Genomic DNA, 26,000 nt, shown 5'->3' on the forward strand with positions numbered 1-26,000 from the left:
CTCAACGATAGTGAATCTAATTATTTTCAATCACTTTTTCTACCACGTACGCTTGCGTTCCCAACCATTTGGCTTCTTGCCCAAGTTGAGAAATAACCACGTTCAGGTTACTTCTAAAGTCCGTCAAGCAGTATTTGTTGATGGCTTGTTCGATGGGGTTCGTAATAAACGCACCCGCCTTGGCCACAATCCCATCCACGATAATGATTTCTGGATTGAACAGATGAATGGCAATCGAGAGTCCTTTTCCAAGCTCCATTCCAATCTCGTGAAGAATATCAATGGCAAAAGAATCACCTTGCCAAGCCGCGTCAATGATAATTTCGGCGTCGATTTTCTCAATATCCATTCCCGACAAGCGCGAAATACGACCATCATTTAATCCTTTTTTGATACGACGCAACAAGGAAGCCGCCGAAGTGATGGTATCCAAGCAACCCACTTTTCCGCAGTGGCAAAGTTCGCCGTTGGGTACTACTTGAATGTGTCCAAGCTCACCCGCAAAGCCCGAAGCCCCCTGAAACACTTCCCCGTTGAGAATCACCCCAAGTCCCACGCCCCAATCTATATAAATAGCCAATACATGGTCTTTACCTTGGGCTAACCCAAAGCGGTGTTCGCCAAGGGTGGTAGCTTTGGTATCGTTGATGACATACACAGGAAATTTAAAATGCCTTTCGAGCATTGTTCCAAACGATTGATCTCCGTGATTCAGGCTGCGGTAAGTAAAATTATATCCCTTGCGGGCATCCACCAGCCCTGCCACCGAGATTCCCATCGCCATAAAATCATCGTGACGAATATTGGATTCATTGATGACATCTTCAGTAGCTTCAATCAGTGCGCCCAGAAACTTAGAAGAATCTTCCAGCTTCATGTCAAGGTCTCTACGGAATACGACCTCGTTTTTGAGGTTCATGATAAGCACTTTGGTATCGTGCGTATTAATATCCAGCACCAACACATAATACCGCTCCGTACTTAGACTAAACAAAACGGGCTTGCGGCCTTGTTTTGTGACCCCCGTACCCACGGGCACAATCCACTTTTCTTCCACCATTTCCTCTACAATGCTCGTCACGGAAGGAACGCTGCTGTGAATCACTCGGGCAAGTTCTGCAATAGAAGATGTACCAGAACGATAAAGTTCGATTAATATACGTCGGCGGTGTAAGTTCTTTTTATAATCAACGACCGATGTTTTAGGTAGGGTATCAAGTTCTGAGGATGTAGTGGGCTCAAACATGCTTAAAAAAGTAGAATATAAGGAAACGCTAAATTAGTTTATTTTATGGATATAAATATAATATTAATTTTTTTTACTTATTACCTTTATTTAAAAATATTTTTTTATTAACATTGATTTGGATTAATGAAATTATTGTTAACATTGTAAAAAATTTCCTAATTTAAGATTCATACAACTCTAACCAAACCCATTTTTTCTTTTTTTTTAATTAAAGCCCGACTACTTATTTACACCAATGGCTGGTCAGCTCTACGTCCCTAAATCTCTTATTTTGAGATTTTTACACTCGCAACCAATTTTCACTAAGAATCCCTTTCTTATTTATTTTTAATTTTAACCTCAATTACCAAATGAAACACAAATTACTTGCACTGATTGTCTTACTGACAATGATAGGCGGCTCTGTATTCGCGCAAACGATTACAGGGAAAGTAACATCCCAGACTGATGGGCAGCCACTACCAGGTGTGTCGATCATCGTGAAAGGAACAAGTGCTGGTACGACTACCGACGGAAACGGAAAGTTCAGTCTTCAAGCTTCGGCCAAAACGGCCCTTGTATTTTCGTATATTGGATTCAAAACCCAAGAAATCCTTGTTGGTAATCGCTCAAGTATTGACGTTGTCCTTCAAGAAGATGCATCTCAGCTCCAAGAAGTAGTAGTAACTGCACTTGGGATTGGCAAAGAGCAACGTGGATTGGGTTATGCCACTGCAACCATTAAAAACGATGCCCTTGTTAAAGTAGCTTCTCCTAACTTCGCAGCAGCGCTTTACGGGAAAGCACCAGGTGTAATGATCAACGCTACGCCAGGTGGAGCTACGAGTGGAGTAAGCATTAGCATTCGTGGTTTTAGCTCAATTGCGGGTAATACTCAGCCACTTATCATTTTAGATGGTATCCCTATCAGAAATGGTGAAGCTAGAAATACCGACTACTGGGGTGACCAACGTATTCGTGGAAATGGTCTATTGGACATCAACCCAGCTGACGTTGAAAATATTTCCGTACTTAAAGGTGCTTCCGCAGCTGCCCTCTATGGTTCAGAAGCCGTAAATGGGGTTTTATTGATTACAACAAAAAGCGGAAAAGGCAAAAAAGGTTTAGGCGTTGATTTTAACGCAAGCTACAACGTGGACAAAATCGCATACCTTCCTCGTTATCAAAACGTAAGAGGTCCAGGCTATCCTTTAAACTACAATAACGGTGGTCAGGATGCTGCTGGTTTTATTTATTACGATACCAACGGAGATGGCACAAAAGAAACACGTGGTTTGCTTGGTGCTACTGTCAACTTCGGACCGAAATTTGACGGCCAACCTGTTATGTCTTGGGATGGTAACATTAGACCTTATTCTCCTTCTAACAATAGCTACGGTGATTTATTCCAAAACACGTCTAGCTCTAACGTAAGCCTTGCGGTTTCAAAGGTGTCTGATAACTCAAATGTTCGCTTTTCATTTACGCGTCAAGACAATGGAATGATTAGCTACGGTGCCAAAAACAACAAAAATATTGCAAACCTTAACGCCAGCTTCACTCCTCACAAGAGATTGAAAACGGATTTGATGGTGAATTTTGTTAACCAATACACGCACAACCGTCCTTTCAAAGTAGATCGTATGATCAACAACTTTACGGGGATGATGGACCGTTTTGAGTCAGCAGACTGGTACAATGCCAAGTATCAAACTAGCCTTGGATACCGATTTGTAAATGGTGCAGGTACACAAAGCTTAACTCCTCTTGAGAACATTAGATACAATGGCTTCAAAGGGGATATTGCTGAGTATGTATGGAACGTACGCAAAAATACATCAGACGAGTACAGCAACCGTGTTATTGCCAGCATTACTCAAAACTGGGACATCGTTAGCGGCTTAAACCTAAGAGGTCGTATTGCAACTGACCTTACATCAGAACGCATCGAAAACAAAAACTACAGCACAGTACCACTTGCTTTTGGATACAGTGGTGGTTTTTCAATGAACAACAATTTATACAACAGTGTATATGGCGATTTGCTTTTGACCTACTCGAAAAAACTGAATGAAGACATGACAGTTTCGGTAATGGGAGGTTATACTGCCAAACGTGAATTAAATACCTTGTTAAGTCGCAGTGTAAATGGTGGTCTAAGTACCGAAAATTTCTTTGATATATCGGCCTCTGTAAATGTTCCCAATGGTGGCCAAACCCGTGACCGTTCTATCAGAGATGCGTATCTAGGAACATTGAACTTCGATTATAAAAACATCGTGTTTGTAGAAGGAACTTTGCGTAGAGACCGTACTTCCACTTTAGCTCCAGGCAATAATTCTTTTCTATATCCATCTGTTAACGCAAGTTTTGTATTCTCTGATGCTTTCAAGCTTCCAGCTTTTGTTAGCTTTGGTAAACTTCGCGCATCTTATGGTGTGGTGGGTAACTACCCAGGCATCTATTTGGCTAACGTAGCTTACAACCAAGGGTCTCTTAATGTTCAACAGTTAGGAGGAAGCTCAGTATTATATACCAATACAAGTTCCAACCCTTATGGTAATGACTTGATTCGTCCAGAGCAAAAGCGTGAAATGGAGTTTGGACTTAATGCAAAATTCTTCAATAACCGTATAGGTCTAGATATTTCATACTACAATGCACAGATTGTTGACCAAATTCTTCCACTTTCTATTGCTTCTACCACTGGTGCTCGATCTATTCTTGCCAACATTGGTACGCTTAGAAACAAAGGATTAGAAGTTGGAATTAATGCGAACATTATCAGAGGAAAATCTGCTACTGATTTGAACTGGGATGTCACTTTGAACCTTGCCAAAAACGTAAATAAAGTAGAAAAACTAGCCAACAATTCTACTGAACTATTACACGCCGATTATGATGGTAACGCAGCCCAGTTAAGATCTGTTGTAGGACAAGCAATGGGTGATATTTATGCACACGGAATCCTTCAGAAAGATGGCAAAAATGTAGTAGGCCCAAGTGGTTTGTATCAACTTGACCCCGCATGGAAAAAAGTAGGTAATGCCATGCCTAAAGTTGTGGGTGGTCTTATCAATAGCGTTAGCTACAAAAACTTCAACCTAGAAGCAGTAGTTGATTTCCGCATCGGAGGAAGTATCATGCCAACAGGTATCAACTGGATGACATCACGAGGATTAACCCAACAAAGCTTAGGAAGCATGGATGCCGAGCACGGTGGACTTAGCTATTATGTGAAAGATGGAAAAGGTATCCAGACAACAGCAAATCAAGGCCCTAACGGAGAGACAGTTTACCGTGATGGTATGTTGATGGATGGAGTTCTTGCTAACGGAGAGAAAAACACCAACGTCATTTCGCAAGCTGTTTATTACAACAGTACTTACAACTGGGGTGGTCCACAGTATAGCAGTGCCCGTTACGAGTTATACGTAACTGAAAACACCTATGCCAAAATGAGAGAGCTTTCACTAGGCTATACACTGCCTTCGTCAATTGCCTCTAAAATTGGCGCTCAAAGCCTAACACTTTCTGTGTTTGGCCGTAACCTGTTCTTTTTCTACAGAACAATCAAAGATTTGGATGCTGAACAAACCAATGCAGGTAGCCGTTGGACAGACAACGTAAACAACGCGGGTAACAACCCATCTTTCCGTACAACAGGTGTAATGCTAAGAGCCAGTTTCTAATTTTAAATGAACAAGAAAATGAAAAAAATATCATCCATTTTACTGTCAGGACTCCTTTTGTTTGCGATGTCTTGTAAAGAGTCTGAATTCATTGAAGCATATCCAGACCCAGCTAAACTTGCAGCAACCACCATTGAAAAACAATTCACAGGTATGTTGCAATCAAACAAAGATTACGTCCTTCCAGGATACCGCTTCTACTTTGTTACTTTACGTACTACCATCAACCACTACGTACAAACAACGGGTTGGGTAAACGGTGAAGGTCAATATATCCCTGGTTCTTCTGGGGTTGAAGATGTTTGGTTTAACTATTACAACACACTTGCGCAATACCGTGAATTACAACGGGTTTTTGCCCAACGCTCCGCTGAAGAGCAAAAAGAAAAGAAAATATTCATGCTCGCAGCAACCGTTTACATGTATGACTATACCCAAAAGTTGGTTGACTTGCATGGTTCGATTCCATTCACAGAAGCTGGTCTGTTGAGTGCAAACAATGGTGATTATGCGAAATCAATTGCGAAGTTTGATTCGCCGCAAGATCTTTATACCAAAATGCTAGATGATTTGAAAAGCATTGCGGCCGAGCTAAACACTATTACTTTATCCGCAGGTTACCAAAAAGCCTTTACGGTTCAAGATTTTGTGAACTATGGTGATTTAAACGCTTGGAAACGCTACACGAACTCACTCCGTCTTCGTATGCTCAACCGTGTATCTGATGTAGAAAGTTTGAAAGCGCGTTCAAACTCAGAAATCGCAGAAATTTTGGGCAGTCCAACTACGTACCCTATCGTAGAAACGAATGCGCAGAACATTCAAATGAATGTCTATGACCTCAATTCGCCAATCAATTCAACAGGGCTTCAAGGTGCACTTGAGTCTGGCGCTTCTTGGTACATCAATTTCGCAGGAAAGAAAATGATTGACCACATGAAAACAAATGCCGACCCTCGTTTGCCGATTATTTTCCAACCTGGTATCAATGCCAAAGGAGAATATTTTGGAATTGACCCTACCGCAAATGCCACTGTACAAGCAGCCCTAGCCACCGATGGTATGGCAGCCCTTTACAACCGCGTTACTTTCAGTGGAAATCACTTTTTCCCTGGCGTGTTAATCAATGCTGCTGAGGTGAATTTGATAAAAGCTGAATACTACTTGAGAACTAACAACGACGCAAAAGCTCAAACAGCTTACGAAACGGCCATTGACCAATCGGTGAATTTTTACAACAAAATATTGTCGTTGAGTAAAAATATTTTAGGTGAGACAAACATTACGATTCCTGCAACAGCCAATCAAATTACTGCCTACCTTGCAAAAGATGGCGTAAACTGGACAAAAGCAGGTAGTTCAGCCAATAAATTAGCTTTAATAGCTGAACAGAAATGGTTACACTATAATATCACCCAGCCATTTGAAAACTGGTCTGATGTAAGAAGACTTGATTTGCCTAAATTTAGTTTTGTGCCAGATAACTCCAACAATCAAACATTGCCTCCATACCGTTGGACTATCCCTAGCAACGAAATTACTTATAACCCCAACTATTCGGCGGTTAAAGCTCAAGATAATCTAACTACCAAGATTTTTTGGGATGTTAAATAGTACTTTTAACCATGTATGCAGTATTCATACATTAAAAATACAACGTTAGAGTTGAACTTTGGTAAGTAGTTAGAATTCCGAGATAAGTTTTATCTCGGAATTTTTTTTATTTTTCGATTCAAATTTCTCCCTTATGACTTCTAAAATTACGGGACTACTCGTTGCACTCTTTTGGGTAACAAATGCTTTTTCGCAAGGAAAACAACTTGCTTTAACGCATTGCCAAAGTTGTCATTTGTACCCTGAACCAGCGTTGTTAGACAAAAAAACGTGGGCGAACAGCGTACTTCCCAACATGGGACTTCGGTTGGGTATCAAAGGCGCAGGTAAAAATCCGTACGAAGACCTCGATCCTAAGGAAGAAGCCTTATTGCGGCAAGCAGGTACGTATCCCGAAACCCCGCAATTGTCGCAAGAAGCGTGGAAACAGATTGTTGATTTCTACGTACAAACTGCCCCTGAGTCGCCATTGCCACAACCCAAACACGCTCCCATCCTACCGACATTGTCGCAATTTGAAGCCCTCGAAGTAAAAGTGCACGACAAGCCCATTCCACAGACGTCGCTGCTCAAGTTCAACCCCAAAAATGGTATTTTGTACGTGGGTGATGCCCAAAATGAACTCTACGAAGTCGATTCACTTCTTCAGCTACGAATGGCTTGGAGCGTCGATAGTCCACCGTCTGCCATTTCATTCCCAACCAATGCTCCTCCTCGCTTACTCACGATTGGGTCATTTCGCCCTTCTGACCAAGCATTGGGCAAATTAATTGTTCTTGATACGGCCGTGGCCAACGCCACTCTTTATTTTGACGCCATTCAGCGGGGTGTTGACTTTGCGACGGCCGACCTCAACCAAGACGGACAAGAAGATGTCGTGATTTGTCACTTTGGAAATAATACGGGAAAACTGGCGTGGTATGACGGTATGTCACCCGAAAAAGAACACATTTTGGTCGCTCTACCTGGCGCTCGCAGGGTGGAAATCAGGGACATGAACAACGACAAAAAACCTGACATTGTGGTGCTGATGGCACAAGCCCGCGAAAGTATTCACATTTTTTATAACCTCGGCAAAGGCCAATTTAGAGAAAAGCTAGTACTTCAGTTTCCACCTGTGTATGGTGTAAGTTATTTTGAGTTCGTGGATTTTAACAAAGACGGTGCTTTGGATATTTTATTGACCAACGGCGATAATTGGGATTATTCCGCCATTTCTAAAAACTACCACGGTATTCGTCTTTTTCTGAACGATGGAAAGGACAATTTTAAGGAAGCATGGTTTTATCCACTTTACGGCACAAGTAAGGCCGTAGCAAGGGATTTTGATGGTGACGGCGACATCGACATCGCTGCCATCTCTTTTTATGACGACCTCGACCGACCAGAACAAGGCTTTTTGTATTTTTCCAACAAAGGCAATTCTCAATTTGATGTCTCAAGCACTCCCGCTGCTGCCGCAGGTAAATGGCTCACTTTAGAAGCCGCCGACATCGACCGCGACGGCGATACCGACCTTGTGCTTGGCTCGTATTTTCACAACGTTGGCGAGCTAACCAAGCTCATGTTCAAAGGGATTCTGTCCACTCCTCAACTTCTTGTTTTAAAAAATCATCAGAAAAAATAAAAGGGGCTGGATAAAAAGCCTAGTATCTACCAAATTATCTTCGGCATCTGTTCAACCTCACCCCCTAAATCCCCCTCTCCTTTCAGTAGAGGGGGACTTTTTAAGCCCTTCTCCAGAAAGGAGAAGGGTTGGGATGAGGTTGAAACCAAAGAATATTTTGCGGCCTGTTACTGTTGAGACAGCTAACCGCTATTGACTATTTACGGCTCGCTTGACAAACTCCTTTGAAGTACCCCACCGATTCGGCGATACCTGCCAACGGGTCTTTCATATCCTTTTCGTACTCAAGGCTACAACTTCCGCTGTACTTGATTTTGCGGAGCATGGCCACAAACGCAGGCACGTCGATGATACCGCGTCCGAGTTCACAGGTTTTTCCTTCTTTAGAAGCCGCTGTTACGTTTTTGAGGTGAATGTCAAAGATACGGTCGGCGTATTTTTTGAGGTCGGCAATTGGGTCGTCGCCAAAACGGGCATCATGGCCCATGTCAAAACACAATCCCATACGCGGGTCGAGGTTTTTAACGGCATCGATAACCGACGACGCATTTGGCCACAATTTAATGTCGGGGCCGTGGATGTGAATGGCATAACGCATGTCGTATTCCTTCACTTTTTTGTCGATATACGGCAGCAACTCTTCGTTTGGTACGCCCACAATCAACTTTACCCCTACCCGCTTGGCATATTCAAAACCATTGTCGATTTCTTGGGTCGTTTTCATGTAAATCGGCCCCACGGCATAACCCGTTACGTTTGACGCCTTGAGTGTGGCATGAAACGCCGCGATTTGTTCGTCGGTGCTATTAAATGGCAAGTGAAAATCTTTGATACACAGGTAGTGAACGTCCACCTTACGCATCATTTCGAGGGCTTGGTCTAGTTTGAAATGCACAAAACTATAGCCTGCAATTCCTAGCTTGAACAAATCTTCTTTTGCTTTGGGCGTGCTCGCATTTTCGTGCGCCATCGCGGGTGCAACTGCCCCAAGCGCCAAAGCGCTACTTGCTTGTTTAAGAAACTTTCTACGGTTATTCATCTTTTTCTCTGGTACTTTTTTTCTTTAAGAAAGGCAAAAAAGGGAAACAGATACTGTTTTTGGTTACAATTCTCTTTTTTTCAAAGACTTTACTGCATGATCTACCGCGCGGGCCGTAAGCGCCATGTAGGTGATGGATGGATTGACACAAGAGGCCGAAGCCATCGCTGCGCCGTCGGTGACGAACACATTTTTACTGTCATGCACTTGGTTGAAGGAATTCAACACCGACGTTTTTGGATCGCGCCCCATCCGAGCCGTTCCCATGTCGTGAATACCCAGTCCAAGGTGCGTTGGGCGGTCGTATGGAGTCGCGTTTTTGAACCCTGCCGTTTCCAGCATTTCTACCGCCGAAGCGATAATGTCTTTGCGAATCGCTCTATCGTTGTCACTAAAAGCCGCGTCAAACACAATCAACGGCACGCCCCATTTGTCCTTTTTATCGGGGTCGAGGTACATTCGGTTGTTAGGGTCGGGCAGCACTTCCCCAAAACCACCAATGCTGATGGCCCATGCCCCTGGCTTGGTCAAATTTTCTTTAAAATCACCTCCAAAACCATCGGCAGCCACGCCACGGTTCCAGCCTTCGCGGCTCGCTCCGCCTTGGTAGCCAAAGCCCCTGAGATACGCCGTTTGTTTATCGTTCCCCCAGTTTCGGAAACGAGGAATGTAAAGCGCGTTGGGGCGCTGTCCATAAACATAATCGTCTTCAAAACCCTCGATACTCGCCGTCGCTCCCGCGCCAAGTTGGTGATCCATGAGGTTGCGGCCAACTTGATCGCTGTCGTTTCCAAAACCATTAGGGAAACGGCTTGATTTTGAATTGAGCATCAACGCGGCAGTATTGATAGAGCCTGCGTTTAAGAAAATAATTTTAGCAAAATAGTCGGTGACGAGGTGGTTATGTTGATTGATAACCCGAACGCCAACGGCCTTCTTTTTTTGGTCATCATAGATAATTTCAGCCACAATCGAATCGTGCAACACCGTCAAGCGCTTGGTACGCATGGCAGCAGGAATCGCCCCCGACAATGAACTATAATATCCACCATAAGGACATCCACGCGCGCACTTGTTACGGTATTGACACGATGCCCTGCCAAGTTCCGTATGGATGGCTTGCGGTTGGGTCAAGTTGGCCACCCGCCCTACCGTTACGGGGCGATTAAACTTGTCGAACATCACTTTTTTGAAATACGCCTCAGGCGCAAACAGCGGCATGGGCGGCAAAAAATGCCCGTCGGGCAGTACGTCCAAGCCTTCTTTCTGACCACTTACGCCCACAAATTTTTCAACGTGCGTGTACCAAGGCTCTAAATCTTCGTAGCGAATCGGCCAGTCGATACCGATGCCTTCTTTGGCGTTGGCTTCAAAATCTTGTTTGTTCCAACGGTACGACTGACGCCCCCAGTGCATGGATTTTCCACCCGTGTGGTAGGCCCGAATCCAGTCAAAAGGGCGTTTTTCGATGTACGGATTTTCTTTGTCGTTGGTCAAGTGATTCACCACTTCTTCGCTGCCTAGGCCCCAAAAACGGCTATTCGCCCAGCGTTCTTCGGCCGAAACGAGGGTGGTTTTGCCACGGTGTTCAATTTCCCAAGGCTGTTTCATGGCCGTGTCGTAATCTTGGACGTGCTTGATTTCTTTTCCACGCTCAATCATCAACACCTTCATTCCTTTTTCGGTCAGTTCTTTTGCCGCAAAACCGCCCGTCATCCCTGACCCAACCACGATGGCGTCAAAGGTATTTTCTTTCGTTACTTTTATATTCAGGTTCATAATTCTAAAGAACTGTTTATAGTGAGGAGTGATGAGTTATAAGCGATGAGTGTCCTCTTTTCTCTCATAACTCATCACTAAAATCTCATCACTAAATATCTATTTTAATACGCGTACAATTTTTGGTTTGGTTTTAGCTTGATATTTTCCAACTTTCCAGGAATTTGTACATACTCAAACGAAGCCTTGATACCCGCTTCTGAGGTGAAATATCCCAACAGCGTCAGTTCTTTCATCAATCGCCAAAAGGGGACAGTTTTCGATGGCACTTTCATTTGTTCTTTGGTTTGCTGCTCCATCATTTTGAGCGCACCGCGTCGTTCGCCTTCGTTCAGTTCCAAAAATTTCAGTTGTTCTAGCGAAGTTAAACCCTCCAAAAAGCGCTGATGGTCGGGCTGCAAATAACAATCCTTGAGCATCATTTCGATAAACGCAGGCACGCCTACGTCTTTTGCCCCTACCGTGTTGGTACGGGGAATAATCATTTCGGCTACTTCTGCCACTATTTTTCGCTGCTGCTCCGTCAAGCTGAAGGCCGCGCTTGTGGTTGGAATTGGGGAGTTCTGCTCCCAATGGTTCATGGCCATGAGGGTTGGTGCCGATAGCGTTCCTCCAAACATCAAGGCGACACTTTTAATGACCTCTCTTCTGTTCATTTTCTTGAGTTGATTGGTAAATTGGGTTAATTACTTTAAAAGATGGGCGGGGTTGTTTTTTAACCGTTTGCGCACACCTTACCGCTAGTAGAATATCACTATTACCCTTCCGAAAGTTTGAAACTTTCGGAAGGGTTGCGTTTTTTCCTTTGAAAAAATGTATTATATCACACTTTTTCAAAGGAAAAAATGTAAATTTCCACATAAATTCAAACAAAAACATGATAAGACACCTATATCAAGACTTACTAAACTGGAAAAATTCGGCCACAAGAAAGCCACTCATTTTACAAGGGGCACGGCAAGTAGGAAAAACTTGGTTGATGAAAGAGTTTGGGAAAAGAGAATTTGACCAAGTAGCTTATCTTAATTTTGAAAGTAGCGAACGTCTAAAGACATTGTTTTTGGTAGATTTTGACATTTCACGGATTATTTCAATCATCGAAATCGAAATTGGGTATAAAATTCAAGCAGAGAAATGCCTCATTATTTTTGATGAAATCCAAGAAGCAAACAAAGGCCTTACCGTCCTCAAGTATTTTTACGAGCAAGCTCCGCACTACCATATCATTGCCGCAGGCTCTCTGTTGGGAGTTTCACTTCAAAAAGGCACGTCTTTTCCAGTGGGGAAAGTGGATTTTTTACGCATATACCCCATGAGTTTTTTTGAATTTTTAGAAAACAATGATCAACAACTTCTACTAGAACAGCTTCAAAAATCAAATTGGGAGGTTCTTGCTTCATTTCACGATAAGTTAATAGGTTTGCTGCGGCTATACTTTTTTATTGGTGGAATGCCCGAAGCAGTCGCCAATTACCAACAATACCAAGATTTGAACCAAGTCCGTGACATTCAGGAAAAAATCTTACTTGGCTACGAAAATGACTTTGCAAAACATGCCCCCTTCGATATCGTTCCGCGTATCCGATTGGTTTGGAGCCATTTGATTAGTCAACTGGCCAAGGAAAATCGCAAATTTATTTACGGTCAACTCAAAAAAGGAGCGCGGGCGAAGGATTTTGAAATGGCCATCACTTGGCTCACCGAAGCGGGTTTGATTTTGAAAGTAGCCATGGTCGAAAAGCCAGCACTTCCGCTTAAAGCCTACGCTGATATTGACATTTTTAAGTTGTTTTGTTTGGATGTAGGACTCCTCAATGCCATGGCCGAAAACAGCCCGCGAATCCTGTTAGAGAAAAATAGTATTTTGACCGAGTTCAAAGGTGCACTGACCGAGCAATTTGTAGCGCAACAACTAACCCTCAAGCATGACATTTTTTATTGGTCAGCCCCAAACGCTACGGCGGAGGTTGATTTTTTGGTGCAAAAAGACAACCAAATGATTCCCATTGAGGTCAAAGCTGAAGAAAATTTAAAATCAAAAAGCTTGAAAGTGTTCACGGACAAGTTCCAACCTCAGCAAGCGATTCGATTCTCCATGAGCCCCTACCGCGAGCAAGACTGGATGGCAAACATGCCACTGTATGCCGTCAATGGATTCTGAAATATGTGCCCTGACACTACATCATCACGATTACTTTTATTTCAAAAAATACTCAAAATTGTCAGGATTAATCAGCTGTTTTTCAACAGGTTGATAAACCTCTACAAATGAATTAGGAAATTTAATTCTGGCTTTGGGATTCCATTTGAATTCGTAGGCGTACATCTGCCCGCCTCGTTCTTCTGTATAATCAATTGCTTGCTGGGCATGGGTTCGCCAAAAATAAGCTTTGGTCGTACTATTGTTGTAATGATTAGCTTTCAAACGCTCGCTTATCAAGAAATTTTCCCATAAAGCTCCTGTATCATTTCTTAATGCCAACGGATTAAAATTCCCAATAAGAGCATTTCTGATACCGTTGTCATAAAAATAAATCTTCCTACTCGAACTTATTTCATTTCGAACATTTCGACTAAGTGGGTTAAGTCTAAAAATTACGTAGGCCTGTTCAAGTAGCCCAATATATTGTTCTACCGTAGCTCGGTCTATTCTGAGTAATTGAGCTAACTCATTGTACGAAATCTCCGACCCAACCTGTAACGCCAAAGCAATCAACAACTTAGACAACACTTCTGGTTTACGAATACCATTATAATTCAGTAAATCTTTGTACAAATAGCTATTTGCCAACTGTTTCAAAACAGCCTCCTCTTCTCCAAGACTATTTATTATTTCGGGATACATACCATAAATGAGTCGTATCTCGAACTGTTGTTTTACCCCTAAAAAGCCTATGTGCTGACTTAGCTCTTCCCAACTAATAGGGTATAAATGATACTCCCACTTGCGTCCCGTAAGTGGCTCGTTGATATTGCTGCTCAATTCCAATGCCGACGAACCACTTACTACAACCCTTACATTTTTGATGCGGTCGTGAATAATTTTTAGCGTAAGTCCTATGTTTGAAATTCGTTGAGCTTCATCAATAAACACTGTCTGATACTTCCCAATGAGTTGTTTGAGTTGCACTTCCCCGATGTTTTCAAGGGTCTGCCGAACAATCGGATCATCACCATTCAGTAAAAGATAATCCCCTCTTTGACTGCACAAATATTCCAACAAGGTTGTTTTACCCACTTGGCGTGGCCCTAAAACAATCAATACCTTCCCATCATTCCAATGCCGTTCTAAGTGTGCCTTTAGCCTTCTTTCTATCATTTTATATAAATTCATTGATTATAATCTACAAATTTATATAAATTTATTGATTTCAAGTACTATAGCAAACGTTAATGATGTGGTGCGCCAGCGGCTCTTTTCTTTGAGAAGTTTTCGGTTTTGAGATATAAAAAAAGCCACGAACACGCCTATGATTAGCGCATTCGTGGCTTTTTTATTTTAAAGCAGTTTTACGACTTTATCTTCTCAATCTCTACCTTAAACGGCTGATTATAATATCGTTTGCCCGTTGTTTGAAACAACGCATTGGCGACTGCCCCAAATACGGGTGGGAAAGGAGGCTCTCCAAGTCCCGTTGGGTCTATCTCGTTTTGGACAAAATGAACGTCTATTTTCTTTGGCGCTTCGTTCATCCGAATCATGCGGTAATTATGAAAATTGCTTTGTTCTGGAACGCCTTCTTTGTGCGTTAAAGCTCCATAAAACGATTGTCCGATGCCATCCACCACTGCCCCTTGCACCATATTTCGGGCGGCGTCGGGGTTTACCACCACGCCACAGTCAACGGCGCTTGTTACTTGTTCCACGTACGGCTGACCGTCGCGCATCACCATATCTACCACATGACCTGCGTACGAAGCATGACAGAAATAAGCCGCTACGCCCCGTTTTTTACCCGCATTTTCGGGTTTTCCCCAGCCCGATTTTTCTTTTAATAATTCCAACACTCCGATGTATCGGCTGGCATCATAATCGTTATTTTTGCCCACTGGATTTTCTTTGGCTCTTTTCAACAAATCAAGACGAAAAGCAATCGGGTCTTTGCCCATAGCCTCGGCTACTTCATCCAAAAACGACTGCTCGGCAGCAGCATTAAAATTGGAACGTGGCGCTCTAAATGCCCCAATCGTGACATTCGATGGAATCTCCCAACCTTCCGCCAAATAGTTGTCAACCGCACCCGCAGGAAAACGGTTGGCATGAACGGGATTTTCGGGAATACCGCCGCCTTTTACGTGAAAACCAATCAGATTCTTATTAGCATCGAGCGCTGCGCGATAGGTTGCGGTGTACATGGGGCGATAAATTCCGTACGTCATGTCATCTTCACGGGTATAAATCAGCTTGATAGGCGCTTTCATTTTTTGTGAAATACGAGCTGCCTCATACACATACGACCCATACGCCCGACGACCAAAACCGCCGCCCATGCGGGTCATTTGGATTTCGATTTTATCGGCAGGAAGGTTTAAAATCTTCACCAGCGTAGGCTCCATCCACCCTGGGGCTTGCAATGGCCCCGCCACCAAAGCTTTATCCTCTTGCACATGGGCAAAGAAATTCATCGGCTCCATGGTGTTATGGGCCAAAAACGGCGCATTGTAGGTACGTTCGATGATTTGGGCGGCATTTTTGAACGCCGTTTCTGGGTCGCCGTCTTTTCGGAGTTGCTGTGCTGGCTTTTGGGCGTATTCCGCCATCATTTCCATTTGATTAGCAGTAGTTTCAAGCCTACCCGGTACTGTCACCTCTTGCTTACCGCCTCTTCCATTCATTGTTACTTTTACGTCGCCAGCGGCCTCCCATTGCGCATTGAGTTTCTTGCGGGCATTCATTACTTCCCAAGTTGTTTTGCCTACAATGGCAATCATTTCGTTGAAAGTGCTTGTATCAAAACCGCCCTGCACAAAACCATCATCGTAGAGTTTAAAGCTAAAAATATCTTTGATACCTGGCATTTTCTTGGCGGCGGTGGCATCAAACGACTTTAATTTCATACCAAAGGCAGGCGGATGCTGAATCATGGCAATCAACATCCCGTCCACTTTATAATCCATTCCGAATAATGGCTTGCCCGTTACCACTTTTACCCCTTCGGTATTTTTCTTTGAATGGCTGACAATCGAAAAATCTTTGGGTGCTTTCAGTTTTACCTCTTTTGGTACGGCAAGGGTAGCGGCTTTGCTGGCCATTTCGCCATATTTTGCCGATTTTCCACTCGAATGTGATAAAATCCCTGCTTTGGTTGTGATTTCCGAAGCCGAAACACCCCACGTTTGTGCCGCCGCTTCGATGAGCATTTGACGAGCTGCGGCTCCTGCGTTTCGGAGTGGTTTCCAGTACATCCTGACCGAATTGCTGCCTCCCGTAAATTGTGAACCGTATTTCACATTGTCGTGCGTACTCATTTCTACCACTACATCTTTCCAGTCGCAATCCAATTCTTCGGCTACCATCATGGGCAATGAAGTCATTACGTTTTGTCCAAATTCGGGGTTAGGACAAAGGATTTTAACGACATTATCGGGCGTAATTTTGATGTAGGCAGCCAGTTCCGACCATTGTTGCTCAGGCAGGTTTAACACCCCCATTTTTTCGGCAGCGTTGGCACTTGTAAACCAGCCGAAACTGAGCAACATTCCCCCACCAGCCAAAGCGGAAGATTGGAGGAAGGAACGTCGAGAGACAGCCCCGTTACCTCCAGCCCCCAAACCCCCAATGGGGGCTTTAATACCGTTTTTTTTATCTTGATTTTTCATGTGTATTCTAAAAATTTGAAAATTGTGAAGAATAAATAAGCTTCCAAAATTGATTCCCCATTGGGGTTAGGGGCTTATTTTTTCCCCCCATTGGGGGTTAGGGGGCTGGCCACACTTTTAATCGCCTCTTTAATTCTCAAATACGTACCGCAACGGCAAATATTTCCACTCATGGCGGCGTCAATATCAGCATCTGTAGGCTTAGGATTATTTTTTAGCAAAGCCGTAGCCGACATAATTTGCCCCGACTGACAATAGCCACACTGAGCCACGTCGTGTTCGAGCCATGCTTTTTGTATGGGGTGAGTTGCATCAGCCGATAAACCTTCGATGGTAGTAATGGCTCCTTTTCCAACTACCGAAACAGGCAAGCTGCACGAACGCACAGCGTTTCCATCCAGATGAACTGTACAAGCGCCACACTGAGCCATGCCGCAGCCAAACTTCGTACCAACCATATTGAGGTGGTCACGCAAGACCCACAACATGGGCGTTGATGGATCTACATCCACTTGCTGGGTTTTACCGTTGATTTTTAGGTTATATTTTGCCATAATTTTGACTTTTATTCACATTATGAGATTTTACAAAGAAAGGACAATGATTTATAAATAAATTACAGTTTTCAAACAAAAAATTACGAAAATCAAACAATAGAAATCGCCCAAAAGTAGGACATTCCTTCTTTTTACGTTTGCAAGTATTCATTAAACGGCTGCTGATAGAGTCGTTTGCCCGTAGCTTTATAGAGGGCATTGGCCAAGGCTGCATGAACTGGTGGGTAAGCGGGCTCGCCCATGCCTGTGGGGTCTTCGGTGTTTTCTACAAAAAATACGTCAATCGCTTTTGGGGCTTCATTGTGGCGAATCATTCTGAAATTATGAAAATTATTGGCATCGGGTACGCCTTTGGTAAAGGTCATTTTGCCGTACATAGCAGCCCCAATGGCGTCAACGATGCCACCTTCTGCCATGTTTTTGGCGGCATTGGGGTTTACTACAATCCCACAATCAATAGCACAAAATACTTTATTTATTATTGGTATGCCATCTTTCATCTCCAAATCAAGCACATGAGCCGCATACGAATCGTGACAGAAATAAGCCGAAAAGCCTAATTTTTTCGTGGCTTTTGTATTTTCCCAATTAGATTTTTCTCTGACCAATTCCAAAACTTTTGCAAAGCGGTCGGCATCGTAATCGTTGTTTTTTCCCACAGGGTTTTCTTTGGCACGTTTGAGCAACGCTAATCTAAAAGCAATCGGATCTTTGCCTGCTGTTTCGGCTACTTCATCCAAAAATGATTGCTCGGCAGCAGCCATAAAATTGGAATGTGGTGCTCGGTATGAGCCCACGGTGAGGTTGGTATCTATCGTGAAATCTTCGGCCAAATAATTGTCCACGGCTCCCGCAGGAAAACGATTGGGTGCTAATGGCGATTGCGGCATTCCGCCTACTTTTACATGAAAACCTATCAGATTATTGTCGGCATCGAGGGCTGCACGGTATTTTGCAGCATAAGCAGGACGATAAATACCTGCCGTCATGTCGTCTTCACGGGTGTAAATGAGTTTGATGGGGGCTTTTACTTGTTGGGAAATCAGTGCTGCTTCTATCAACCAATGGGCATACGAGCGGCGGCCAAAACCTCCACCCAAGCGGGTCATTTTAATATCAATTTTCTCTAACGGCATCCCCAAACGTGCAGAAAGGGCTTGTTCGGTAAACTCGGGTTTTTGGAGCGGCCCTATTAATTCTGCCTTTTCATCTGTTACATGGGCAAAGAAATTCATCGGCTCCATACAATTATGAGCTAAAAAAGGACCGTTGTAAGTACGTTCGATAACCTTTGCGGCATTTGTAAAAGCTGTTTCTATGTCCCCATCTTTGCGGCGAACATTGGCAGATTGAGTCATTTTTTCGACAAACTTCTTGGCGTGGTCTGCCGAACTTTCCAAGCCTGCTGGTATATTCAGCGTCGTTTTTCGACCGTTCATATTTCTTTTTTCAGCATAAGCTTCGGCCTCTTTCCATTCCACTTTCAGCGATTTTTTAGCTTGCATTACCTCCCAAGTACTGTTGCCAATTACTGCTACTACTTCATTGAACTGGGTGGTATCGAAGAAGGTCTTTTCGTAGTCATCATTAAAAATTTTGATTGGAAAAACAGCTACAATTCCTTTCATTTTCTTTATTGCTAACTCATTTTGAACCGCCTTAAAAGTAAGACCCATGGCGGGTGGATGCACAATCATGGCGATTTTCATTCCTTCTACTTTGGTATCAATGCCAAAAAGTGGTTTACCAGAAACTATTTTTTCTAAGTCCACATTTCGCTGACTTTTGCCTATGATTTTGAAGTCTTTTACGCTCTTTAACTTCACATCCTTTGGCACTGGAATTTGAGCGGCAGCAGTTGCCATTTCGCCATATTTAGCAGATTTATTTGACTTTTTATGGTGCAAAACGCCCAATTTCGTACTAATTTCCTCCAAAGGCACATTCCAAGTTTTTGCGGCTGCTTCCATCAACATTTGGCGAGCCGTTGCCCCTGCGGTTCGTAGGGCTTTCCAACCCTGATGAATGGCTTGACTACCGCCAATAAATTGTCGGGTAAAGTGTTTGGTATCTAAGTCGGCTTGTTCGATGATGATTTTTGAAAAATCAACGTCCAATTCCTCGGCCACAATCATTGGCATCGAAGTCTTTACGCCTTGTCCGCCTTCGGGATTGGGCGACATGATTTTGATGACGTTATCAGCCGTTATTTTTACAAAACCGTTGAGTTGGTTAAAGACCATCTGCATTTCAGCTTTGTCAACGACTGGCGGTCGGGTGTCTGTCACTTTGATAAAGCTACTCAGCAACAACCCTCCGCCCGAAAGAGCAGAGGCTTTGAGGAAAGAGCGGCGGTTGAGGGTTGTCATAAATAGGATGTTTTTAGAAACAACTTCACTTATAAAAATCTATAACTTTTTGTAACGCCCTACAAGCGTTGGTAGGTCGAAAGAGTAATCAATTTGACATCTTCTTAGCCTTATTGTAAAGATATACAAATTACGCACCTGAAAAGGAAACAGGTATCACAACCCCGTACTTTTCTCCATGGCTTCGGTATATCTTGCTCCCACAATTTTTACTTCTTCCGAGGCTTTGGTTAGTTCTGCTACTTCTGCAGCTGATAGCTGAATATTTACGGCACCATTATTCTCTGTTAAACGATGCAGTTTGGTCGTTCCAGGAATGGGTACAATCCAAGGTTTTTGAGCCAATACCCATGCCAGTGCGATTTGGGCATTGGTGGCATTATGCTTTTGGGCAAAAGCGGTTTCCTAATGTTCTTTTTTTCATGTTTTTACTGATTTCAAATAGATAGTTACGAAAATCAAATGATTATTTTGTCTTCAAATACGTCTTATTGATGTTATAAACCAGCCCTATACTCCACAGAAAATCCTTGCCTATAATCTCGGTTTGAATGGCTTGGCTTACTACGGCATTGAACGACACAGGCAAGTTGCGCTTGAATAAGTTTGCTGTAATATTGTAATACATCCCGTCTTTATCGTCCATTTTGAGGTAATATACTTGCGGATAAAGATTTAAAATACATTTTGGGGATAAAGAAAGGTTGATACTACTCCGTACAGCTACAAAAGTGGTATATTGTACAATGTCCTTGGTTAGTCCATGAGAACCTAAATAATAAAGGCCGAAATTGATATTTCTATTGAAGATATAAGTAGGCGAAACCTCCCAAGCAAAATAACGTTGAGCCGACATAAAATTTTTGGTTATGCCATTATCAACCACCGACACCTCTCTAAAAACTACCGACGGATGCGCTCCTACGCCCATCGTAAATTTCTTTTGCTGAATGAGTTTATACCGCCACCAAAACACAAATGTCCACGGTTTGCCATCCAGTCCAAAGCGAATCATGGGGTCGAAACTGAGCCGACCTTTGCCCAGCGACAAGTCGAACATGACGGCAGGGCGATTCAGCGAAAAGTTAGGTATCAACGAAATCCCGTTGTTGGTGGCCGTAATCTGCCCTCTGAAAAAACGAGGCGTTTGGACAGTGTCAATATACTGAGCAGAAGCAACATACGCAAACAATAAAATACAAAACGGAAGGACGACTTTTTTCATAGAAAGCATTGGTTCAATTATTCATGCCACAAAGTTCTGCTCATTTTTTGACCTGACTCCTACCTGTTTTACGGTATCATTTACCATTTTTACGGACGGCTATTGAACATTGTCAAAGTTTCGGAACTTTGTCAATGTCATTAACCGAAAATCATGGATAAAATAGAAAAACTAAGCAGCGTTACGCAGTTTAATTCTCGCCGTGGGCAAGAAACACTTCACCCGTTGGTAAGCGTGTTAGACCAATCAAAATCTCAAAAAATTAGGGCAAACAGGTACTTGTCAGAACTTTACGTTATCTTTTTGAAAGATGTAAAATGTGAGCAAATGACCTACGGACGCAACCAGTACGACTATCAAGACGAAACGTTGATTTTCATTGCACCAGGACAGGTTTTTGGCTTTAATTTGCCCGACGAAATATGGGTACAGCCCAGCGGTTGGGCATTGGTTTTTCATCCTGATTTTATCAAAGGCACGTCGCTGGGGCGTAAGATGAACGAATACGGGTTTTTCTCATACGATGCCAACGAAGCTCTGCATATTTCGGAACGGGAACGACAGATTGTATTGGAGTGTTTCAAGAAAATCAAAGAAGAATTAGAACATGGCATAGACAAACACAGCAAAACATTGATAGTAAGCAACATAGAATTATTCTTAAATTATTGTGTTCGCTTCTTCGACCGTCAATTTATCACCCGTGAAACCCTCAACAAAGATATTTTGGTTCGGTTTGAAGCTTTACTCAACGACTATTTTGGCGCTAACCTACCCCAAACCATTGGCTTGCCCACGGTGGCATATTGCGCCGAGAAACTCCATCTATCAGCCAATTATTTTGGGGATTTGGTCAAGAAAGAAACAGGCAAAACGGCCTTAGAATTTATTCAATTGAAAGTGATTGACCTTGCCAAAGAAAAAATAGTTGACCCTCATCAAACCATCAGTCAAATCGCTTATGACTTAGGCTACCGATACCCTCAACATTTCACCCGATTGTTCAAAGAAAAAGTAGGTATAAGCCCGTTGGAGTACCGAATGACCATGAACTAACCTTCTTTCCGAAACTTCACAGGGCTAGCATCGGTATGTTTTTTGAAAAAATTATTGAAATGCGTTACTTCCGTAAAACCTAACGCAAAGGCAATTTCAGAAACATTCCATTGGCTTTGTTTAAGCATGATTTTAGCTTCTTGCAACAACCGCGCACTAATGAGCTGCGAGGTAGTTTTACCACCCGTTTCTTTCACTGCCCTGTTAAGGTGATTGACGTGGATATTGAGTTGTGTAGCAAAATCGGAGGCCGTTCTTAATTGTATTTCAACGTGATTTTCATCAATGGGAAACTGCCTTTCCAACAGTTCCAAAAACAACCAATGAATCCGCTGGGCAGCATTGATGGGCAATTGTTCTACGCGTGTAGAGGGGCGCGTTTTCATCGCATAATGAATCAACTCATAAATCAGGTTTCGAATGGCGTCGTATTTATGGATGTATTCGGAGGCTAATTCGGCTTCCATTTTCTCAAAAACGCCCCCCAATGCCCCAAACTGTGCATCGTCCAATTCAAAAACGTGGGTACCTGTGGGTTGAAAAACTTCGTACTGTATCAAGTTGCCAAACTGATTAAAAAAGCGAGCGTTGAAAACCACATAAAAACCCTCAATTTCGTCGTCGATGTGCTCCCATTTGTACGGAATAAATGGATTAGAAAACACAAGTGCCTGTTTTTCAAACGAAAATACCTTGTCGGCATAATGAATCCGACTCCCTCCTCGACAAAGCGTTGCTTTAAAAAAGTCGCGCCGACGATACGGTACGGGTTTATTGGCGGGATGAGGCAACCGAAATACATTTACGTGCCCGATGTCTTTGCTTAAACTTTCGGGAATCCACTCAAATTTTCGGCTGTAAAAATCCTGAAGACTTTCTGCTTTTTCCATGCTATCAGTGGAATTTATAAAGGCACAAAGGTAGTCCTGCTCTCCTTTATTTTTCAACGGTTTTCAAACCAAAACTTACAAAAATCAAACAGAAGAAAATCTTACCATGTTTATGTAACTGTTTAGCCATGAGCTTACTTTACAAACAAATCCTCTAAAGTGAGCGAATTTTGCACCAACCCTAGTGAATACTGGTTGGTATGAATACCGAAAGTGGTAATCATACAGAGAAACACGCTTTTCTTGGTTTTGCTTTCTGTTCGGAACACATTGAGTTTTCTCCTCAGTTTATCAGCATAGTCTTTGGTAATCACAAATTCATCGTTCGAAAATTTCATTTCACAAATCGTAATTACCTTATCTTTGCGGTCTATCAATAAATCAATCTGAGCATTATTTTCTTTGCTTCGCCAAGAGGCATTTTCCGAATAAATACCATTGATTCCTAGCGCCTTTTTTATGGCAGTAATGTGTAGCAAGCACAGGTTTTCAAAAGCATATCCTGTCCATGTTTTATAAAGAGAACCATCAACAAAACTCATCCAAACCCCCTCGCCTACTGCTTTTGTATTTTTCATAAACTGGTGATAAAACAATACAAAAGGGTCAGTCAACTGGTACAGGCTGTTTCTTATTTTATTGTTGAGTGGCACATATTTCCTTATAAAACCACTACTTTCAAGCTCTTCCAGCACTTTTGTGGTATTTCCGCCATTGGGTATTTTGGCTAATTTAATGATTTCATCTCGTTGCAAACCCCTCAATTTACCCGCCAGTGCTTCGACTACCGATTGATGGGTTTCTGAATCTTTAAAAAGCGATTTGAATAAATTTTGATATTCATTTCTAAACAAACCCGTTTCCGAAAAACAAAGCCTGTCAATATTTTGGGCTACGCTAAGTCCTTCTTCCACTTCCTCTAAATAAAACGGGATTCCGCCCAAAATCAAATACAACTCAGCAATTTGATAGCGTTCAAGAACAATATTTTTTGCTTGTAAAAATTGCTGCGTTTCATCAAGTGTAAATGGATGAATATGAATCCTTTTTGTCACCCTATTGTGTAAACCACCGTGGTTGTTAATCAATTTATTAATCATCCACGAGGCTGCCGAGCCGCAAGTAATCAGTTTTAAATTGTTTTTTGAAGAGCCATAACTATTCCAAAAATGCTCTAATGCCATCACAAAATTAGAGCGAGGTGTATCCATCCACGGCAGTTCGTCTAAGAAAACAATACACAGCTTTTCTCCTTTCGATTCAATCAAATGCTTTAACAAGGCAAAGGCTTCAAACCAATTTTGGGGGATACGTTCATCTGATAAATGATTCAATTCTCGATAAGCCGAAATAAAGTTACCGAGCTGCAAAGGGGTATTGGCATTGGCCATACCTGTCAGATAAAAGGTAAATTGGTGCTTAAAAAACTGCCGAATCAAATACGTTTTACCGACCCTTCTTCGACCATAAACAGCTACAAACTCGGGCTTTCCACTCGTTTTTATCTTCTCTAAAATCGAAACTTCTTCTTTTCTTCCAATAATTTTATCCATGACATAAACCGTATATTTAGCTACAAGTATATAAAAAATAGCATTTATAGCCAAATATGATTCTATACTTGGCTACATCTTAATTATTTCACATAGTTGTAGCTCATTATAAAACTATCATAAAAATAGCCTACGAACTAGGTTTCAAATATCCAAATTGCGAAATATCACTTTCTATCCCTAAAATCCGACTTATATCCCAGAAATTTTGTGGCTTTTGGGCGCCAATCTACATTTGTTTCATAATCAAATCTCAAGCAATTTAAACACTCGGCGGAGATACGCAGTATCAATGAAAAAGTCACCTTTCTTGTCTTTAATTTTGTCATTATCAGTAGTTTGTAGTAGTTTATTATTCACAAGTTGTGAAGGACCCGAAGGTCCAGCTGGACCTGCGGGAGTGGCTGGAGTGGCTGGGCCTGCGGGTCCAACAGGACCAGCTGGACCTGCGGGGCAAAATGGCAATGCCAACGTGATTCAAATCTCATACGCAGCCAAAACTTGGACGGCAGCAAAAGGCTCAGTTCAACAATTTATTTTCCCTTCTAATGTCACGCCTGCAATAATGAATAGTAGTGCTATATTAATCTATATGGCCAATGGCACACCAAATAACGCAACCTCTTATGGTTGGTATGCTATCCCTGGTACTGTTTACGCAAATGGAGTTGAACATGAATTCTACTATGAAACTTCTTTTGCTGGAAACACCGCAGGAATAAATATTTATAGAAAAATAGCTTCTACAGCATCACTTTCAGCTTCAACTCGTATAGTGATTATCCCTGCCAACGACCTACGCAATGGTCGTAAAGGAGTAGTAGATTTCTCAGATTATAATGCCGTGAAAGCGCATTATAACCTAAAGGATTAAAATAATTTGTTAAAAGCAGGATGTCGAAAATGCTGATTTAGAGTAGGCAAAATTTATTAAGAACCCTGAAAAATGAAAATTTTAAAAACACTTCCAATTCTTGTGTTCATTGGTCTCGCATTAACATCCTATGCTCAAGAGAGAGGGCATTCTTTTAGCCCTAATTATCAAGGCTATTATTATTTGCGGACGGCATTCACGAACGATGCACTATCTCTTGAAAGCAACGGTGCAGCGAGTAATGTTATGAGTGGGGCCTCATTCATGTCTTCTCAAAAAGGCGTAACTGGGACAATGTGGCAATTAGTTCCAGATGCTAAAAATAAAGGATGGTATCGCTTGAAATCAAAAGATCAGGGCGATGGCAAATGTTTGGAGGCTAATACTGCTGGGGGAGAGAAAGACGGCAGGTCTTTTATGGATGCTTGCCAAGATGTAACAGGACAACTATGGAGATTAGATTTGGTAAGTGCCAATAACGGCGATCATCTCTATAGATTGCGGACGATGCTACATGGCAACAACTTCTCTTTGGAAGGAAATAAGCCTGATAATAAAGCTGTCTATTCGGGCAACACGTTTATGGATAAAACTCAAAATGTTTCGGGTCAGATGTGGAGATTAGTACCCGTAAAATAGTAAAGTAATTATAAACTATTCACCTTTTTCTTTTCTAT

Annotated in this window: 19 protein-coding genes; 7 read left to right on the top strand and 12 right to left on the bottom strand. The window is 42.4% G+C overall.

The genetic code is table 11. The annotated features are described in order from the left end of the window. Positions 1 to 16: 16 nt before the first annotated feature. Complete coding sequence (locus K339_RS0116685; protein WP_028524613.1) at positions 17 to 1,246, bottom strand: ROK family transcriptional regulator; 1,230 nt, start codon at positions 1,244 to 1,246, stop codon at positions 17 to 19. A gap of 353 nt (positions 1,247 to 1,599) precedes the next feature. Here K339_RS0116685 and K339_RS0116690 point away from each other — a divergent pair, with 353 nt between their 5' ends. The 3 genes from K339_RS0116690 (at position 1,600) to K339_RS33940 (ending at position 8,161) form a co-directional block, all read left to right on the top strand. Beyond that, complete coding sequence (locus tag K339_RS0116690) at positions 1,600 to 4,920, top strand: SusC/RagA family TonB-linked outer membrane protein (RefSeq protein WP_028524614.1); 3,321 nt, start codon at positions 1,600 to 1,602, stop codon at positions 4,918 to 4,920. 18 nt (positions 4,921 to 4,938) lie between these two features. After that, positions 4,939 to 6,534 (top strand): SusD/RagB family nutrient-binding outer membrane lipoprotein, encoded by a 1,596-nt coding sequence (locus K339_RS0116695; RefSeq protein WP_028524615.1) that lies wholly within the window; start codon positions 4,939 to 4,941, stop codon positions 6,532 to 6,534. Positions 6,535 to 6,667: 133 nt separating this feature from the next. Beyond that, positions 6,668 to 8,161, top strand: coding sequence for an FG-GAP repeat domain-containing protein (locus K339_RS33940; protein ID WP_037300821.1), 1,494 nt, complete (start codon positions 6,668 to 6,670; stop codon positions 8,159 to 8,161). Positions 8,162 to 8,357: 196 nt separating this feature from the next. Here the strand turns inward: K339_RS33940 and K339_RS0116705 are convergent, their stop codons facing one another. The 3 genes from K339_RS0116705 to K339_RS0116715 all read right to left on the bottom strand — a co-directional run bounded on the left by K339_RS0116705 (position 8,358) and on the right by K339_RS0116715 (position 11,635). Beyond that, the gene (locus K339_RS0116705; protein ID WP_028524616.1) at positions 8,358 to 9,200 is read right to left on the bottom strand and encodes a sugar phosphate isomerase/epimerase family protein; all 843 of its coding nucleotides are present in this window, start codon (positions 9,198 to 9,200) and stop codon (positions 8,358 to 8,360) included. Between the two features lie 63 nt (positions 9,201 to 9,263). Next, positions 9,264 to 10,979 carry a GMC oxidoreductase gene (locus K339_RS0116710; RefSeq protein WP_028524617.1) on the bottom strand — a complete coding sequence of 572 codons (1,716 nt, stop codon included), beginning with the start codon at positions 10,977 to 10,979 and terminating at the stop codon, positions 9,264 to 9,266. A gap of 104 nt (positions 10,980 to 11,083) precedes the next feature. Continuing rightward, entirely contained in the window at positions 11,084 to 11,635 is a 552-nt protein-coding gene (locus K339_RS0116715) for a gluconate 2-dehydrogenase subunit 3 family protein (protein ID WP_028524618.1), read from the bottom strand. A gap of 221 nt (positions 11,636 to 11,856) precedes the next feature. Between K339_RS0116715 and K339_RS0116725 the strand changes: the two genes are divergently transcribed. Further along, entirely contained in the window at positions 11,857 to 13,140 is a 1,284-nt protein-coding gene (locus tag K339_RS0116725; RefSeq protein ID WP_028524620.1) for an ATP-binding protein, read from the top strand. A 36-nt stretch (positions 13,141 to 13,176) separates the two neighbouring features. Here the strand turns inward: K339_RS0116725 and K339_RS0116730 are convergent, their stop codons facing one another. The 6 genes from K339_RS0116730 to K339_RS33945 form a co-directional block, all read right to left on the bottom strand. Continuing rightward, positions 13,177 to 14,313: an ATP-binding protein gene (locus K339_RS0116730; RefSeq protein ID WP_229598754.1), complete on the bottom strand. Its 1,137-nt coding sequence runs from the start codon at positions 14,311 to 14,313 to the stop codon at positions 13,177 to 13,179. A 176-nt stretch (positions 14,314 to 14,489) separates the two neighbouring features. Beyond that, on the bottom strand, positions 14,490 to 16,679 hold the full coding sequence (locus K339_RS0116735; protein ID WP_229598766.1) for a xanthine dehydrogenase family protein molybdopterin-binding subunit: 2,190 nt from the start codon (positions 16,677 to 16,679) through the stop codon (positions 14,490 to 14,492). 194 nt (positions 16,680 to 16,873) lie between these two features. Beyond that, complete coding sequence (locus K339_RS0116740; protein WP_028524623.1) at positions 16,874 to 17,353, bottom strand: (2Fe-2S)-binding protein; 480 nt, start codon at positions 17,351 to 17,353, stop codon at positions 16,874 to 16,876. 134 nt (positions 17,354 to 17,487) lie between these two features. Continuing rightward, the gene (locus K339_RS0116745) at positions 17,488 to 19,725 is read right to left on the bottom strand and encodes a xanthine dehydrogenase family protein molybdopterin-binding subunit (RefSeq protein WP_028524624.1); all 2,238 of its coding nucleotides are present in this window, start codon (positions 19,723 to 19,725) and stop codon (positions 17,488 to 17,490) included. Between the two features lie 156 nt (positions 19,726 to 19,881). Then, positions 19,882 to 20,070, bottom strand: coding sequence for a hypothetical protein (locus K339_RS0116750; protein WP_028524625.1), 189 nt, complete (start codon positions 20,068 to 20,070; stop codon positions 19,882 to 19,884). A gap of 121 nt (positions 20,071 to 20,191) precedes the next feature. Then, entirely contained in the window at positions 20,192 to 20,950 is a 759-nt protein-coding gene (locus K339_RS33945; protein ID WP_051398060.1) for a hypothetical protein, read from the bottom strand. Between the two features lie 153 nt (positions 20,951 to 21,103). Here K339_RS33945 and K339_RS0116760 point away from each other — a divergent pair, with 153 nt between their 5' ends. Beyond that, positions 21,104 to 22,006 (top strand): helix-turn-helix domain-containing protein, encoded by a 903-nt coding sequence (locus K339_RS0116760; protein WP_028524626.1) that lies wholly within the window; start codon positions 21,104 to 21,106, stop codon positions 22,004 to 22,006. Here the strand turns inward: K339_RS0116760 and K339_RS0116765 are convergent. Together K339_RS0116765 and K339_RS0116770 are read right to left on the bottom strand one after the other, a co-directional pair. Then, positions 22,003 to 22,896 (bottom strand): helix-turn-helix domain-containing protein, encoded by an 894-nt coding sequence (locus tag K339_RS0116765; RefSeq protein WP_028524627.1) that lies wholly within the window; start codon positions 22,894 to 22,896, stop codon positions 22,003 to 22,005. The two genes, K339_RS0116760 and K339_RS0116765, sit on opposite strands and share 4 nt — an antisense overlap. A 134-nt stretch (positions 22,897 to 23,030) precedes the next feature. Continuing rightward, on the bottom strand, positions 23,031 to 24,449 hold the full coding sequence (locus K339_RS0116770) for an AAA family ATPase (protein ID WP_037300822.1): 1,419 nt from the start codon (positions 24,447 to 24,449) through the stop codon (positions 23,031 to 23,033). Positions 24,450 to 24,741: 292 nt separating this feature from the next. On the opposite strand from K339_RS0116770, the gene K339_RS36705 reads away from it, so the two are divergent. Beyond that, positions 24,742 to 25,323: a collagen-like triple helix repeat-containing protein gene (locus K339_RS36705; RefSeq protein ID WP_051398061.1), complete on the top strand. Its 582-nt coding sequence runs from the start codon at positions 24,742 to 24,744 to the stop codon at positions 25,321 to 25,323. Positions 25,324 to 25,395: 72 nt separating this feature from the next. Next, the gene (locus tag K339_RS33950) at positions 25,396 to 25,962 is read left to right on the top strand and encodes an RICIN domain-containing protein (protein WP_051398062.1); all 567 of its coding nucleotides are present in this window, start codon (positions 25,396 to 25,398) and stop codon (positions 25,960 to 25,962) included. Positions 25,963 to 26,000 lie beyond the last annotated feature (38 nt).

This window comes from Runella limosa DSM 17973, assembly GCF_000482465.1.
Lineage (GTDB): Bacteria > Bacteroidota > Bacteroidia > Cytophagales > Spirosomataceae > Runella > Runella limosa.